Below are 16,030 nucleotides of genomic sequence, written 5' to 3'. Positions count from 1 at the left end.
AGTCACAGTTAGTTAACTACAGTAACGTTTATAATTTCCGTGTTTAACATGATAGGTCAGTTACTCGCAGGGCATTACAAGGTTCTGAAAGTGTTGGGTGAGGGAGGATTTGGAACGACCTACATCGTTGAGGATATTCATCTACCTGGTCATCCACAGTGTGTCCTCAAGCATCTCAAACCTACATGTACAGACCCACAAGTTCTAGAAATGTCAAGGAAGCTATTTCAGCGTGAAGCTGATAGCTTACAGCAGTTGGGTAATTATGACCAGATACCTCGACTGTTAGCTTATTTTGAACAAAATCAAGAATTTTACCTTGTGATTGAGCTAATTCTTGGACATACTCTTGCCCATGAATTAATTCCAGGGCAAAAGTGGACTGAGGGTCAAGTTATCTCGATGCTTACCGAGGTTCTAAATATTCTTGAAGTTGTTCATGAGCAAGGTGTGATACATCGCGATATCAAACCTGATAATATTATTCGGCGATCAGTTGACCAAAAATTGGTGCTGATTGATTTTGGCGCCATCAAACAGTTGCGGCAAGCGACGGTATCAAATCAGCAGCGAGCTACGATTACTGTAGGTACTCCAGGTTACATGCCTTCAGAGCAAATTAGGCGTTTACCGCGTCCAAGCAGTGATATTTATGCTTTGGGAATGATGGGTATCCAGGCTTTAACAGGAGTTAATCCCCGCGAATTACAAGATGACCCAAGTACTGGGGAAATTTTGTGGCAGCATTTAGTACCCGTAACACCTGGTTTGGCTGAAGTGTTAACGAAAATGACGCGCTATCACTTCAAAGACCGCTACCAGTCGGTTAAAGAAGTAAGTTCTGTACTCCTTGAGCTACGCAATATTGTTTCGGCGCCAACAGTCACACCAATGGCTTCTTTAACAACGCCAACCGCAGCAACTCATGAAACTATACACGAGTTGACATTGGAGTGGCACGAAAACGGAGAAATCAGAACTTGCACGATTGAAGAAAATCAGCACTGCAAAAATCCAGGTAGAATCAGAATTGGGCGTGACCCGCAGGTTTGCGATATAATTATACCTGATGTTTCTGTATCTGGGTTGCACGCTGAAATATTTTTCAATACGGCAAAGCAAAGATTTTACCTAAGAAATTTACGCCAGCAAAATCCTCCCATAGTCGATGGAAAATTGCTTTTAGCTGGTGAAATGCCTTTGACTAATAAAAGTAGTATACGTTTGGGTCGGCAGCAGATTAAAGTTAGCGCTATTAACATCAAACGAGTTGAAATTGATTATTCCTCAGATGAAAATTTCGGTAACACTGCCCAAAAAAATGCCCAAGCTTACAAAACAAATTCTCAAATATCCGAAATAGCAAGCAAACCGCTATCAGAACCAGTAACAAAAACTGCACCACCGCAAAAACTCCTGACTCCACAGCGTAACAAAAACGCATCTGCACCCCCGATGATTTCGTCAATTCCACAACGAAAACCTTTAATATTGGGGATGAGCATGGCAGCGGTTATTAGTACAGTTGGTGGTTTGGTTTGTCTCCAAACTGGTAACGCAGGCAAAAATTATTCAGAACAGAGTTTTGTTTCACAACAGCCAAAACTTTGTCGAGTAATTGCTCCTACCGGAGGTAATTATGTCGCAAAGCTCCGTCCAGAACCGCAGACCGAAGTCGGCGCCCTCAAGCAACTCAATCCTGGTGATAAAGTCTTATTTATGCAGGTTAAAGGGGATTTTGTCCAGGTTCGATTAGCTGACGGTACTCAAGGGTGGGTATTTAGCGACCAAATACAACGCTGTGATACATTACACGGTAAGCGTTAGATATGGGTTGCCTTTCTTGGTTCGGATTTTTAGGTGCGATTGAATACTGAGTAGGTCGCACCAAAAACCTTATATGCGTATTCATGTCAAGTATCTTGAGTAAGTTTTCAAGACGTGGCTTTTTTACTAGTATTGTTTTTATCTTAAATTTTTATTAATTACTGAAATTGCAGTAAGCAAAAATACTTAGAGTGTGGTTAAAATTGTAAAGGTTTATACAATCTTAACTGTAGGAACAAAAAATTATCGCTTACTTCTGGATTTTTATCCTCGGCGCGCGTTTTTGCATTGGATAATAAGTTAGACTCAGGGATTACGCTGAGTGCTAATGTAGCTTATAGTAAGCAGAAGATAGCAAACAATGGGAGATAGGGTATGCACTTAGAACAGGTTAACGCTTTTTACGACTACGTTGCTTCCGACCAGGCAGTTTACGAGCAGTACTATAACAGTTGCTGCATTCGTGGTGTATTTGGGGTTTGGAGTTGGGATAAGAAAAAAATCGTTGATTTTGCAGCAACACTTGGCTATGAATTTACTCAAAGCGAGCTTGATTACGTTTTATTCGACAGCGGTGCTGGTGCTGTTCAACATTCGTCTGCCTATTAACCAAAGGACTTGCGTCTCAAGAAGGCGCCAATCCAAATCATAAAATATTTTTATAACAAGCAGTATTAGATTTTGATGATATAGCTTAAAGTGTAGAGATATTACATTGTGATGTCTCTACTTTGCCATCAAAACCCAATCCAAAATCCAAAATCGAATGGGCGACTTTTTTCTATTTAAATACGGTTCAGAAATATTGCAGCGCACGGGTGAGCATTTACTTTTGGTAGGGATATCGATTGGGTTGGCAACTAGTATTGGTATTCCCTTGGGTATTTTAATTACTCGTAAAGCTGTATTGCGGCAACCGATTTTGGGCATAGCCAACATCCTGCAAACAATTCCAAGCTTGGCCTTATTCGGTCTACTAATTCCTGTTCCTATCATCGGTGGTATCGGCGCCACTCCTGCAATTGTGGCATTAACGTTATATTCATTTTTACCTATAATCAGAAATACTTACACGGGAATAATTGGAGTTGATAGTGCTATAACCGAAGCTGGACGAGGAATGGGGATGAGTGATAGGCAATTATTAATGCAGGTAGAATTACCGTTAGCAATGAGTGTAATTTTAGCGGGAGTACGGGTAGCGACGGTTATCGCCATAGGAATCGCGACAATTGCCGCAGCAATTGGTGCAGGTGGGTTAGGAGTATTTATTTTTCGGGGAATTGCAGTAGTCAATAACCAGCTAATTTTAGCAGGCGCCGTTCCCGCCGCAGTAATTGCTTTTCTGGCGGATTTAGGAATCGGTTTAGTCGAAAAGCGGTCAAAGCTAGATTGACTCGAATTTTAACCTCGTCACTCGCACAGCGAGAATTCAAAATTCATTCATGTCCCTATACCGGGAAAATTCAAAATTCGCCACTTTTAAAGCGCGCTTCTCGTTGCGACCAAGAGTATAAATAGTACCCCTGTGGGTACTGATTTATTCAGTAAAACACTGGTATTTTTTAAAAGTCACTTGTTTTTAAAGCAAATTAATTACATAGGAAAAGCTTTATGCCTGTAAACCCTGCGATTTCACCAAATTTATACCAACTTCAAGGTCAACAGATTCACATCACTTATTCGACCTCAAGTTTCGACGGAAAACCTCGTTTCGACTATCAGGATGCTTACAATTCATTACACTTTGTGGGCGATGAGATTCGTACTGCAATCTCAGAAATTGGTACGCTAGTGAGCGTTAGCATCCGCAAAACGATAGATACTGGTTCTACCTCTTTTACTCTCCTATTGCCCAATATAAATCTAGAACACACGAAGCAAGCTTTTATCACAACAGAGGGGATAACTACGATACATCGCTTTTCCGTAGTCCCGATGTTTAGACAGGGACAAACACAATTGTATGATGTGACCCAGCTTTCTGGGACAGCTCAGGCTGTAGACTTTTAAAAGTGAGCAACGCGATTTTTTGGACTTTGGGGCTTGGTATCTGCGGACAGATTTCTGAACCGAAGCTTAGATTAAAATGGAAAAGCAGGGGCACATAGCCTTATATAAATATCTCTTTTGTCATCGGAAAAATTCCTCCTACCATGAAGTATTCGTGTATTGTCAATCATTAAAATATCTCCTTTTTGCCAATTAACTTCTGTAGTTATTCTTTCAGCAATTTCATTAAGCTCAGACATAATATCATCAGAAATTTCTGAATTATCCTCAAACTTAATATTGTTTGGGTTTAACTGCTTGGCTGGCAATAAACTATTAATAAAGACTTGATATTTTCCACATCTACTCGTAACTTCGCGCTGGAATCCGACGGGCTTGCGTGCGACGGTCAGACTCTCGATTGCGGTTCGGCAAAACGCAAGCGGTGGTAAATACATTTCATGAATGCGACTTCATACCACCATTTTTGTTGCGCTGCTGTCCAGACTTCTTTGCTACCACATCCTGCACAAGTAAACGGTTTATCTATATAGTATCGGCGCCAAAAGAATTCTGGCTTACCGTAACTGTTATGTGGCGCCAGGGCTGTGCAATCAACAGAAAGTCCTCCATGTAATGCCTGGGCGCCTATATTTTCTTGAAGAAACTGGATCAATTTGGTTTGGCGAGCACATAAGCGCGCTTTGAGTTCCTGACGACGTTTTTTACCACTTTTCATTTTATTCAGATTAATTAAGCTATCTACTGCATTCAGATAGAGTAAGCTTCTTGCCTTGGTTTATAAAGTACAAGCTTCTCCTGTTCATCTGGGTCATTGATAAATTCAACAGTATTTCTACCTTGACACTTATAGCTGAATTTGATACAGATATTTTTATCAGTACCATCGGAATAAAAACCGCCCAACTTCCATGAGAAATTTAACTTTGCTATCTGCCACAACTCTAGTTGCCACATCTGGCTTACTTTTTGGTACAATGGATTGTGCCTCTGCTCTGAATTGGAACTGGAATTATTCGGGTACTGGCATCACGGCAAGTGGTACTTTTATCACCAATGATACACTCAATAATTTAGGTTTTTACCAAATTTCTGGAATTACAGGTACACGAAACGGTGAAACAATAACTGGTTTGCAAGCTACTGGAACTCCAATACCAGGAAACGAACCTTTTGGTGTTGACAATTTAATTAGTCTTAATAGCCAGCAATTAACAGGTAACGGTTTTGGTTACTCTACATCTGGAGGAAACTTTGCTAGCCCATTTTTTGCTGATTTTCTATCAACACCAGGTTACTTGGAAGTTTTTTCTGCACCACCATTGATACCAGGTTTTGAAAACCTTGGACTAGAAGATAGTGAGTTACCTATTCGTTTTTCTGCATCTATAGTAACTGTTCCTGAACCTACCTCTATCCTCAGTTTACTTGCTCTTGGCGCCCTTGGTGCTAGTTCTACGCTCTTAAGTAAACGTAAAGCTTAATACGCAAATCACGTATAATATAAAAAGTAAAGAGGCACCTGCAAACGATTCCCAAAGGGAAGTAACAGGCGCCAATTAGAAAAAAAGCTACCAGTATGATTACACAAAACCAGGGAATTAACATCACTAGTTCAAATACACCTTCTGTACCAGTTGTCTTGAACTACAATTTTGATTACGAGCGCTTTAAGAATCTTGACTTATACTCCAAGCTAGAAATCAACAACTAGAACAGCGTGTAGCAGACTTAGAGAAAGTTCTAGAATACTCGAATAAGGGTAGTTTGGCGCCATTACATAAAGTTGATGAGAAAGTCAAACCAGACTTTGTTCTACTGTTACCTGTATTAATGTCCGAAGTTAAAGAATTAAAGAGTGTAATGAAAACTCAAAACCAGGAGTTAGAGCAACTTAAGGCTGTCAATGCTTTTCAACTGGAGGAAATTAATAATGGTCACCAGTCCTTAGCAATAGATACTGGTATAGAAGAAATCATCAAAGAATTTGGTTATGTCGGAGAGAGTTTAGGATGGAATGGCTGGAATCGTTATGGCTACGGCACGGTTGATGGTAGGCTATACAAGGGTATTAGTGGAATGAAAAGTTTTGTTGCTGACTTGAAGCAGGAGTATTGTGAGGCACCAGAAGTTGTGTTTCAAAATTGATAGAACGGCGGCTAATACATAAACTTGGCGCACGTTATGAAACGCTGTGTACCGGAGGTAAATTTGCTGTTTGTTGAATGCGCGTTCATGTCTCGCTTGTGAAATTGTCCGGTCAGCTTATAAATTCTCCCGTAAGGTCGTAGAGTGGCGCCACCTAAAGTAAATAATTATTGCCATAAAGTAAACATCGTCTATACAATAAAGAAATTCCGTAACAATTGTAAATTAATTTCGTAACTCAACTGTGTCAACATGGCGAAAAAGAAAATAACCAAGTCCCCAGAACCCAAGGTTTCAGCTAAAAAAACTAAACAAAGTAAACCCTCTCCTAGTGAGGTGCCTGCCCAGAAAGTAAAACAAGTTTTGCCCGAAGTTGAAGAGGCGCCAGCTAAAAAAGCTAAACAAATCGAGGCTCTAGAAGGTAAGGCATTAACTGATAAAGTTAAAGAAATGCCCAATAGTAGCAAAGAAGAAAAAGCTAAAGCATGTGGCTACTATAGCGTCACCAAAGACGGCGTAGAGCGAGTTAACATGATGAAATTTCTCAATGCTCTACTTGATGCCGAAGAGATATCATTTGATACCCCCTCGGATAAACAAAGTCGCGGACGTAGTGCTAGTTACCGAATTTCAGTACAGTCTAACGGCGCTCTGCTAATAGGTTCTACTTATACAAAACAATTAGGCTTGAAGCCAGGAGATGAATTTTCTCTCAATATAGGTAGAAAACACATTAAGTTGATAGCAATTTCTGAGCAAGAAAATGAAGACGAAGTAGCTGCTTAACAGTAAATGTCAATCAATGGTTCCGTGGCGCCTGAGAGTTATGTATTTTAGGGCGCCTAAAAGTCATGTCCATCCTACAAAGACAATGCAAAGCCATTACTTACCTAGGTATCGATAAGTTTAGAGGTAGTGTTCCTGCATGGTAGGTGATTAATTTCAGGCACATTTGCTTTTCGTGGAAACGCTTTAGAGATTGACAGAGTGCAGCTACTTCAACAAGCACTAACAGGTTTTGATGCGTCCGTTGGAACTAAACTTACGTCTTTAGGAAGCGGTTCTTTACGCGGTTATGCTGGGTTGTACTATTATACTGGAGTTTAGACTAAATAATCTAAAACCCTTGTGTAGTATGTAAAATTAACGCAGCAAAAACCTTTCTTATTAGTCCAACAAACAATTAATGAATTCATCCAAAATCTTTATAGAAAGGCGCCTGTATCAGTCGTAGTTACAACATAAATTCATATAGGCGCCAGTGTTGTTTCGACAAGATCACTGAGTAGGTATTTGGACAAGTCTTGCATCTGTAATGCTAATTCCAGATGCCCTTTCAATTGCCCAGAAGATAGTCTGTCCAGTTAAAATTCGGATGCGTTTTGGTGTAACTGTCTTTTCACAAATGGTAATCAACGTCCCCTTTTCTAAAGTCTCTAACCAATTTTCACACTCTCCTCTATTTTTCGAGTCGAGGGAGTAAACTTCAATTACACCCGATACTTCTCCATTATTGGCATCCACCCATTCGTACTCACCAGGCATACCAAAAGCATGAGTAAAAACAGCTTCTTTCATAAGTGCCGAACTGTTGAATGTATCACATTCGTTAGAACCGCGTACTGTAAAGCCAGGAGTAGATGAGTCAGAAGCACGCCACAACACAAAGTCACCTGCTTCAATCTCTAAGTGAGGAGGGTCTGCTACAAACTTTTGCCCTTCTCGTCGAACCGTAACATTGTGTTGCTGACCTTTTTGCTTACCAAAAACGCACCTATTAACTTCAATGATGAAGACTTCTCCATTTACGGGTAAGCAAGCTCCGGCAGTAGTTGTAATGTGATACCGGATTTGACCTGGTGAAGAGAACTTCTGCAAGTAGCAATCAGTATATCGTAGTGAGCGGCTGTCTAAAGTATTCATAGTAAATCTCCTGTTAGGGTGAAATTTCAGCCGTTAATACGAGTTCATCTTCGTCGCTGCCTATAACAGCAGCAGTAATAGCGTCCAATGTAATATTGACTGCGGGATTAAGAGGAGGCTCTTCTTCTAAGACTTCAAATAGTTTTGGACGCTGGTAGATATTGAAAGTTAAACCTGAAATAAACGGTGTCAGGATAGCTCCCAAAAATCCGATGACACCAGCGACACCAATAGTTGCTACGATTGCTGCAACTACAGCAGCTAAGAAAGGACCAATAAAGGGTATGGCTAAGAGAATAGGAGTAATTGCTGCTGTAATGGCTGCTAAAATTGCTGCTGCTGCTGGACTGATTTGCAAAAAAGGAATGCCAACAATAACAATGTCCACTTTCCAATCACTTCCATCTAAGTAGACCTTCAGTCTAAAGTCACCAGTAAATTTTAAAACATCAGAGTAAGTAATTGTTGGTGTACTAATCGTTGGCCATTCAATACATATTTTTGGTGTGCAGACATCGCCAATAAAGGGAATTGGGATGCAAACTTGTGGTAAACAAAATTCTGGTAGGAAGTCGCCTAAGTCAATGGAAAAACCAAAGCTGAGAGAGTAGTTCAACTCGCAGTCAACAATCCTAATGATATCCGGAGGGATGAGGTCTACAGTTCCGTTTGATAAAGACACACTTGCACCCCATGATGCCGTAAAAGGTCCAAGGGTGCTTGATCCACTGTCTGAGAGGGTTCCCAGAGTTACTTCGGCATCATGCACAATTTTTGTTGCAGCCGATTCATCTGCTGCTACAGTAATATCTGGCATGGTTCCTCCTATACATTTCCGTACAATTTCTCTTGGTTGTCTTCGGTTTCTGGTCCACGTGTGAGAGTTAGGGAGAAAGCTCCTGCTCTTAAAGCTTCAAAGGGAAGTTGCACATTTGCCAAGACTGCCCGCAACAACATCAGAATAAGACACTCTAACACCGACTCCAAGGATAATGGTGTAACATCTACAATCTCGACAGCATCAACCGCAATACCAATTACCCCTGTGCCCACTCCAGAAATGGTAACTGTGGGTCTGCCAACAGCCCAAACATCAAGAGATGTAGATATGGGAACTACAGATACAGATGGGACGTGAGTCCTAGGAATATCAGGGTCGTTAACCCGTCGGATGCATCCAATTGCTAATTGAACTGTTGTGCGAATGCTAAACTGCCCAGGATTGATGGTTACAGGCGCCGTTCCACCGGTGCTATCAGGAAAAAGGTCTATTTTAGGGATGGTAAAGCTAACTATGTAAGAAATACCGCCTGGAACTCCAGGAAAATCAATTGCTGAAACTTGCGTAACAGATGCTGTTGTTGCTGTTACAAAAGGTAGCGAACCATAGTTAAGATAACGAGGTCTGGCTGAAAAGAATGCCACTAGAAAATCATTAATACCATTCTCATCGACTCCAGCAAAAATTTGCTCAATTTCTGTTAAACTCACTACAACCTCCTGATTGTGAAGGTATAATTCAATAAAGTTTCTACCTAACCGTAGACTAAATTCTTTTCAATACCGATACAGAGTAGATGCACTCATGACTTACTACTTTAGAGCGTATATTCAATTTACCTGTGCTTAATACTCATAAAAGCACCTTAAGACAAGCGGGAGCAATGTTATTAAATATAGTGGTAGTAAAAAATATTTATAGACTACCAAAGCGCAAGACTTCACTCACCGTTAACCGCACAACAGACACCAGCATATTAAAGATAGTCAGAATAATTCAAAAATTCAACTTACATGTTTTATTTTTGATTTAATTCTAAACAAAGAGTTTCTACTACCCATTTAAACAGCTTTTACACAAGGTAGTATATGTCTAAAGGCTGATATTATCTAAATTTTAATACATTGTAATATTTACATACATTTGCTCATAGAAACACCATAAAGGATAGAATGGTGCCAGCAATTAGAACAACATTATAACTTGTAACGTATTTATAACTATTTCACAGGCGCCGACACTTATAAATACCCAAGTACTTGGTAACAGGTGCCTTTAATTCTTTTGTTCGGAAATATTGGTATATGGAAACATAAAACTATCTGTACAACGTATGAAGTCTTTATTTTTGTGTTTCAGCACATGGGAACGTTTAACACTGACTGCCACAAGCGTCGAACCCTCTGCCTTGAATCCACAGACACCATCTTTACTTGAAAGTGATTAATCAATAAGCAAGCGCGCGTTCTTTTCATTGTTCCATCTGGTTGAAGAAGGCGCCGACTCCATAAGCTCAAAGAAAGCTTACAGGCGCCTACCTCCATCAACATGCAAAATTTCACCTGTCATAAAACCATTGGTCATCATAAATACTACAGATTGAGCGACTTCTGGAGCGCTTCCAACACGTTTAGCAGGAAGAGTTGCAGCTTGAGATTGAATAACTTGTTGATAACTTTCACTCCTCTGCATTGGCAAGCAGAGGAGTATCAATATAACCAGGGCAAACTGCATTTACACGAATTGAAGATAATTCTAGAGCCAAAGTTCTTGCCAACGTTATCTCTTTTTAGCGCTTATCGACATAAAATTCGAGCAACAGATTTTTGAAAGAGTAAAACTTCTCCTTATCTTGAGTGCCATAATACCCAGTTGATCCAGAAGTCGTGTTTTTAGTTAGGGTGACTTGAAAGATCGGGTTATGCTCGTAGGTCTCTCCATAAGTGGAGATGGAGCGACTATCGAATAAATCGTCAGCAACTTTTATCAACTCGCGCTCTTTTGAGCGATGATTATTGTCGGGGCTGCTCAAGATGTCTCGACTAGGAGACTTGGCTTGGTCATAGTGTTCTAAACCTGTCAAGGGAGATTTCCATCTGGCAATAGAGGCGGTCATCGTTAAGGGGTTGTATTGGTCGCCAAGAGTCAAGTAAGTATATTTGACCCCACATACTCTCCAATAATCGATATCGGCACGGGTACAAGCACCACTCGTTTGACTAGCGTCTTTAAGGTCAAAAATATTGACTCCTCCTTGTCCGACTACAGACATTTTGACGTTGGGGGTGTCAACATCGGTGACCACTAAGGCTGTATTCTCGTCTGGTGCGTAAGCATCATCAATCGAATTGTTTGAGGCCAATCGGACGAACCGCCCCTGCCGACCTCGTTCGGCAAAGTGGGTATCAAGAATGCCATATTTAAAGAAGCCAAAGCCCCCTTCTGGATAATAGGAGAGGTCATCCTGGTGGGGGCAGTAGTTTGCTTTAGAGAGAGCTTCTCTGTTCTGTTCGCATAGTTTTTTATCTGCGAGAGCTTCATAGCTTTCACCACCAGTAATCATGGGTAGCTTAACTGCGTTATTCCTGACGTAGCTGCCACCTACTTGAATCGCCGTCCCAGCACTAGTCCCAAAAATTGCTGCTCCCGAATCATAACTTTTGCGAATGGCTGCCAGTACAGGGCTATCAGTGTTGTCTTTATTAAGGAAAGCATCAATAAGGCGGGATTGGTCGCCACCACCGAAGAAAAAGCCTGTCATGTTGTTAATTTGTTTAACTACTTCTGGGCTATTTTTGTTAGAAATATGGTCTATATCAATAGGGATCACAGTCGCATCGATAGCTCCCAATTTTTTGAAAGCTTTAACGTAGTAAATCCCGTTATCTCGGTAATTACTAGCTTTACAGGGGTCGCCAGCATTTTTGTCATCGATAGGAGAGCCAGATGCTGCTGTAATCACCCCAATTTTTGCCACGGATGAACCCCCTGCCAGTTCAATCATTTTCTGATAAATAGCTTGAGTATGAATAAAGCCGGGATCGTTCGTACTTGGGTCATCGGTACAACTTTGTAGAACCGGCTTCAAACCACCTCCGATGAGAACGAGAGATTTAGCTGAAGCAGGCAGGCAAGTTCCCAGACTAAAACCCTCAAACATTAATAAGAGAAGAGATAATAGTAGAAATTTTCGGAGTTTTTTCATATCGCGCTCCTTGCTAAAGTTTTAGCGATTTTTGTCTATATTCTTGAATCACTCGTAGTTCGTCGTGATATTTCCGCACACGGAACTATTTCTTAGCATACAAATAAACATATAAGTTAGGGGTAAACACCCACTACCCTCCTACGGCAAAACTGCGTTTACGCTCAAATTCCCTATCACAAGCGGATATCTTTCGGATAACAAAAAAACTATTAACACTCGTGGCGCCGAACTTCAAAGCTAATTAACTTTTATCCATCAGTATATTGAGGAAGCAATATTACAATACTAGGTTTCTCGGTTTAACTTAGGCGCCGTGGTTTTATACTATAAACAAATACATAAATACTGATATTACTCCTTGTAGGGAATGTAACTAATACGTTAACTATCACTGTGGAACAGGTATATCCAATGGCGCCACTCTCTGCGTTGGAGCTTTTAGAAAACCTTACGCTTAATAGTACAGACCCTACTGCTCCTACAACGGGTATGCCTTTAATCAGAAGTTCAATCCTTACACCTTAAACAATACCAGAACCATCTTTATTAGCAGCACTTGTTGCTATCAGTACAATTGGAGTTGCTTGTTATGGGCGCCGGAAAATATATAGTACTAATCAATAGGCGCCACACCATTCGTGTCAAGTTAAGGTTGGCACCCATGCGTCAACGATAGGTTGTGTGATGAACGAGGTATAAACATGAACTTTTTGCAAAATTTTATACTTAAACTGCAATTGATGCAGATAAACAAAGTACTAATAGCCGCTGAAAAAGTTCATTTTTTGTTCCTTTCAAACGCAAATTTTAAGCATAAATTCAAAGATAGCAACCCGAATACAACTCTCCATAACAGTCGTTTCCATTTAAAAATAACCACAGAGTTTTAATTTATACTAGCATTCTTAAGAATTGTACAACGCTATTAAAAAATATAAGTATGATAAAAACCATTATCGCTATGGCTCTATTTTATCAATATGAGCATCTATCTTTTTTTTCAAGTCTGATTCAATAAATGTTCCAACACATGTACATTACCGAACCTTCCCTGACACAGACAGCAATGACAAAGCAAGCAAGGTTACTTGTTTTGACAAAAATCTTACTGCTCGCTGGCAATTGCCCAGATTACGCGTAGGTCTAGTGAACCCGGTTGAATGTTAACGGCAAACGTTGATCTTATGTTTGGCTGCGCCATTACAGCAGGTATTTTGGAATTTGTTATCAAACTCTATCAAATTTACACCCCAAGGTGGTAACGTTGAAGTTAGGCTCTTTGCGTGTTGGCACAAAAGCTTTAATCCAAGTCGCGATACTGGTAAAGGTATTGGCACCGATTTTCTGCGGTTTATTTTCTACACATAACAGCTAGTATAACTCCACTCCTGGTAGTGTCGAAGCTTATAGTGCAGGAGAAGAACGTTTGCGCCACGTTTACAGTCAAACATTCCATTAATACCCATTACCCAGGAAATGAGTCAAATTCCCCCAACTACCTCAGATTTATCAAATTTACAGGGAAGAAGAATTTTAGTCGTTGATGACGATAAAGATTCGCAAGAACTGCTTGCTTTTATGTTAGAGCAAGAAGGTGCAGAAATACAAACAGTATCGAGTGCAACAGAAGCATTACAAGTTTTGGTTCAATGGCAACCAGATATATTATTAAGTGATATTGGAATGCCGCAAATCGACGGTTACACACTTATCCGTGAAGTAAGAAATTTGCCACAGGAACAGGGGGGTAAAATTCCAGCTATTGCCCTGACCGCTTATGCCGGTGAGTCAGACAGAGAAACTGCACTTTCTTCAGGGTTTCAACAGCATATCGCAAAACCTATTGACCCTGTTGAATGTATTGGCGCCATTGTTCAACTACTTGAAAAAACCTGATTTTACATAACACTTTGATATTAATGTTCAACATCCTAATAGTCGGCACCAGTTAAGATACATTTTTGTAGCACAGGTGTCCTGCCTGTACTACAAATAATACGATTGTATGAAATAGAACATGTTTATATTTTAACTTAAATCAAGGTCAGCTTTTGGGTAAATTTGAAGAAGGAATTTTCAAACTCTCAGGATTGGCACCTAAATTGAGGAGGCAAGTTCAACACCTAAATCCAGTTTTCTTTCTTTTGCATGAGTGACTTTTTACTTTTGCCTTGTTGCACTAGTGAAAGTAGCTGTTCAGTATCAATGGGTTTGGTTATGTAATAGTCGGCGCTGACTGGGATAGATTTTTTGCGGTCGCCTGATAAAAAATCTTAAAAATCAACTTCTCCAAGTTAATAGTAGAAATACCATCCGGAAAAAATCACAAAATCTATCAGAGTTTTACAAATTATACATATAACTACGTGATTCTTATTTTTGATTAAGCCAAGCTACATAAGCAATTCAGCATTTTTTATACTCATGACCCACATTAACAACTATTTAAAGATATACACACATAATTTGAATACGGTTATTAAAGTATGACCAAATGATGTAAAATTTACACTTAGTAAAAATATTATGTAATTAATTATACAGTTTATTAACTTGGAAATTCAAAAATGCCGAAATAGAGAAATTAATGTATAATATGCATCATACTAGTGCAGTAAATATCCGGACAAGGCAATGATTTAGTGGAGTTATTAATTAACACAATAACTAGGAGCAATTATTTGATTTGTAAAATTTACAGGTAGCTAACATCATATTCAAATGCGACATAATACCAAGACTTACGCGAGTGGCACCCTTATTGCGTCACTAAAATTGCGCTTTTTTGTTCTTAAGTCTTCTCCCGTCGGGATGCAATGGATAGTTAACTAGTATACAAAATTCTAATACTTAAAATGGTAACTAAGGTAATAAAATCTCCTACGCTGATATCTGTAGCTTTTGTTAAATCCTGTAGCATTGTATTCATTAGTACTTGTATGGGGGATTGGGGAGGAAGTGAAGAACTATGGTGGGCAACAGCTAAATTTCTAAAACAGCAAGGACATACAGTTAATGTCTTTAAGACTAATGTTGCTCAGACTCATACTCGTATTACCGAACTACAAGCTGCGGGGATTAAAGTGTCAGATATTTATCATCTGTCCAGTAAAACTAAAAAGTTTTTGAACAAGATAATAATTAAGCTTGGTAGATGGGGACGTTATATGAATCGGCTTCTACCTGAACAATGGTCTTTACTGCATCACAACTACAGTGAAGTATCCTTAAGGCAAGAATTAGAACGTTTACAACCATCGCTAATTGTTATTTCTCAGGGAGATAATTTTGATGGATTTTGGGTTGCACCGGTTTGCCAACAAATAGGCTTGCCTTACGTTGTAGTGTCTCACAAAGCCCATGACCATTTCTGGCCTATCGATGAGATGCGTCCTCTCATTAAAAATTTTTTCCAGCAAGCAAAACGCTGTTTTTTTGTTTCGCAACACAATTTATCTTTAACGGAAGCACAAATATGCCAAAAATTAGTCTATGCAGAAGTCGTAAGAAATCCTTATTTTGCGCCTGTTTCGGCTCCTCTTGCTTGGGTTGAACAAAAAGATAATTGTTTGAAACTTGCTTGTGTAGGTCGTCTTTACATCGCAGATAAAGGGCAAGATATATTATTAAAAGTACTTGCCCAGAAGAAGTGGAAATCTCGCAATCTACACGTTTCATTTTTTGGTGAGGGACCGCATCGAGAGGCACTGATTGGTTTAGCAAGTATTTTAGGTGTGGAAAATGTCAGTTTTCCTGGTTTTGTTGACAATATCGTCGATGTTTGGCGCGACTTTCATGCATTAATTATGCCATCGCGCGCTGAAGGTTTACCGTTGACACTCGTTGAAGCGATGATGTGTGGTAGACCAGGAATAGTCACCGATGTTGGAGGAATGCCAGAAGTTGTTGAGGATAATATTACAGGTTTTATTGCCAAAGGCGCCTGTGTCGATGCTGTTGATGAAGCACTAGAACGTGCTTGGGAGCGGCGCCATGAGTGGGAACAAATTGGTCAGCTAGCAGCTACATCAATTCGGGAAATGGTGCCACCTGAGCCAGCAAGTGTGTTTGCACAGAAAATACTCCAACTATGCCAAGATTCTACCACTCAAGCCCAGATAAATCAATAA

General features: G+C 39.9%; 18 protein-coding genes. 10 read left to right on the top strand and 8 right to left on the bottom strand.

Annotated features, from left to right (window positions below):
- Positions 1-48 precede the first annotated feature (48 nt).
- The 4 genes from AC2JBO_RS03185 (at position 49) to AC2JBO_RS03170 (ending at position 3,840) form a co-directional block, all read left to right on the top strand.
- Positions 49-1,827 (top strand): protein kinase domain-containing protein, encoded by a 1,779-nt coding sequence (locus AC2JBO_RS03185; RefSeq protein ID WP_496952170.1) that lies wholly within the window; start codon positions 49-51, stop codon positions 1,825-1,827.
- A gap of 375 nt (positions 1,828-2,202) precedes the next feature.
- Entirely contained in the window at positions 2,203-2,436 is a 234-nt protein-coding gene (locus AC2JBO_RS03180; protein ID WP_496952169.1) for a Nif11-like leader peptide family natural product precursor, read from the top strand.
- Between the two features lie 157 nt (positions 2,437-2,593).
- Positions 2,594-3,223, top strand: a complete 630-nt coding sequence (locus AC2JBO_RS03175; protein WP_496952168.1) for an ABC transporter permease — start codon at positions 2,594-2,596, stop codon at positions 3,221-3,223.
- 218 nt (positions 3,224-3,441) lie between these two features.
- On the top strand, positions 3,442-3,840 hold the full coding sequence (locus AC2JBO_RS03170; protein ID WP_496952167.1) for a hypothetical protein: 399 nt from the start codon (positions 3,442-3,444) through the stop codon (positions 3,838-3,840).
- A 71-nt stretch (positions 3,841-3,911) separates the two neighbouring features.
- Here AC2JBO_RS03170 and AC2JBO_RS03165 read toward each other — a convergent pair whose 3' ends face one another.
- Both AC2JBO_RS03165 and AC2JBO_RS03160 read right to left on the bottom strand, forming a co-directional pair.
- On the bottom strand, positions 3,912-4,277 hold the full coding sequence (locus AC2JBO_RS03165; protein WP_496952166.1) for a TauD/TfdA family dioxygenase: 366 nt from the start codon (positions 4,275-4,277) through the stop codon (positions 3,912-3,914).
- Positions 4,229-4,558: a zinc-ribbon domain containing protein gene (locus AC2JBO_RS03160; protein ID WP_496952165.1), complete on the bottom strand. Its 330-nt coding sequence runs from the start codon at positions 4,556-4,558 to the stop codon at positions 4,229-4,231. The genes AC2JBO_RS03165 and AC2JBO_RS03160 overlap by 49 nt, the downstream gene beginning before the upstream one ends.
- Positions 4,559-4,751: 193 nt before the next feature.
- On the opposite strand from AC2JBO_RS03160, the gene AC2JBO_RS03155 reads away from it, so the two are divergent.
- The 3 genes from AC2JBO_RS03155 (at position 4,752) to AC2JBO_RS03145 (ending at position 6,774) form a co-directional block, all read left to right on the top strand.
- Positions 4,752-5,324 carry a PEP-CTERM sorting domain-containing protein gene (locus AC2JBO_RS03155; RefSeq protein ID WP_496952164.1) on the top strand — a complete coding sequence of 191 codons (573 nt, stop codon included), beginning with the start codon at positions 4,752-4,754 and terminating at the stop codon, positions 5,322-5,324.
- Positions 5,325-5,607: 283 nt separating this feature from the next.
- Positions 5,608-5,988 carry a hypothetical protein gene (locus AC2JBO_RS03150; RefSeq protein ID WP_496952163.1) on the top strand — a complete coding sequence of 127 codons (381 nt, stop codon included), beginning with the start codon at positions 5,608-5,610 and terminating at the stop codon, positions 5,986-5,988.
- Positions 5,989-6,351: 363 nt separating this feature from the next.
- Entirely contained in the window at positions 6,352-6,774 is a 423-nt protein-coding gene (locus AC2JBO_RS03145) for an AbrB family transcriptional regulator (protein ID WP_496952201.1), read from the top strand.
- Between the two features lie 492 nt (positions 6,775-7,266).
- Here the strand turns inward: AC2JBO_RS03145 and AC2JBO_RS03140 are convergent, their stop codons facing one another.
- The 6 genes from AC2JBO_RS03140 to AC2JBO_RS03115 form a co-directional block, all read right to left on the bottom strand.
- On the bottom strand, positions 7,267-7,911 hold the full coding sequence (locus AC2JBO_RS03140; protein ID WP_496952162.1) for a cupredoxin domain-containing protein: 645 nt from the start codon (positions 7,909-7,911) through the stop codon (positions 7,267-7,269).
- A gap of 13 nt (positions 7,912-7,924) precedes the next feature.
- The gene (locus tag AC2JBO_RS03135; RefSeq protein ID WP_496952161.1) at positions 7,925-8,728 is read right to left on the bottom strand and encodes a hypothetical protein; all 804 of its coding nucleotides are present in this window, start codon (positions 8,726-8,728) and stop codon (positions 7,925-7,927) included.
- A gap of 8 nt (positions 8,729-8,736) precedes the next feature.
- Positions 8,737-9,402 (bottom strand): hypothetical protein, encoded by a 666-nt coding sequence (locus AC2JBO_RS03130; RefSeq protein ID WP_496952160.1) that lies wholly within the window; start codon positions 9,400-9,402, stop codon positions 8,737-8,739.
- Positions 9,403-10,216: 814 nt separating this feature from the next.
- Positions 10,217-10,384 carry an SDR family oxidoreductase gene (locus tag AC2JBO_RS03125; RefSeq protein ID WP_496952159.1) on the bottom strand — a complete coding sequence of 56 codons (168 nt, stop codon included), beginning with the start codon at positions 10,382-10,384 and terminating at the stop codon, positions 10,217-10,219.
- On the bottom strand, positions 10,371-10,457 hold the full coding sequence (locus AC2JBO_RS03120; RefSeq protein WP_496952200.1) for a hypothetical protein: 87 nt from the start codon (positions 10,455-10,457) through the stop codon (positions 10,371-10,373). Before AC2JBO_RS03120 ends, AC2JBO_RS03125 begins: the two co-directional genes overlap by 14 nt.
- 24 nt (positions 10,458-10,481) lie before the next feature.
- Positions 10,482-11,897, bottom strand: coding sequence for a cyanophycinase (locus AC2JBO_RS03115; RefSeq protein ID WP_496952158.1), 1,416 nt, complete (start codon positions 11,895-11,897; stop codon positions 10,482-10,484).
- 1,191 nt (positions 11,898-13,088) lie between these two features.
- Here AC2JBO_RS03115 and AC2JBO_RS03110 point away from each other — a divergent pair.
- The 3 genes from AC2JBO_RS03110 (at position 13,089) to AC2JBO_RS03100 (ending at position 16,030) form a co-directional block, all read left to right on the top strand.
- Positions 13,089-13,268 carry a sensor histidine kinase gene (locus AC2JBO_RS03110; RefSeq protein WP_496952157.1) on the top strand — a complete coding sequence of 60 codons (180 nt, stop codon included), beginning with the start codon at positions 13,089-13,091 and terminating at the stop codon, positions 13,266-13,268.
- A gap of 108 nt (positions 13,269-13,376) precedes the next feature.
- Entirely contained in the window at positions 13,377-13,796 is a 420-nt protein-coding gene (locus tag AC2JBO_RS03105; RefSeq protein ID WP_496952156.1) for a response regulator, read from the top strand.
- Positions 13,797-14,755: 959 nt separating this feature from the next.
- Positions 14,756-16,030, top strand: coding sequence for a glycosyltransferase family 4 protein (locus AC2JBO_RS03100; protein WP_496952155.1), 1,275 nt, complete (start codon positions 14,756-14,758; stop codon positions 16,028-16,030).

This window comes from Calothrix sp. CBUCES-K 9914, assembly GCF_059640475.1.
The sequence above is the reverse complement of the archived record's forward strand: the minus strand, read 5'-3'. Positions and strand labels throughout refer to the sequence as shown.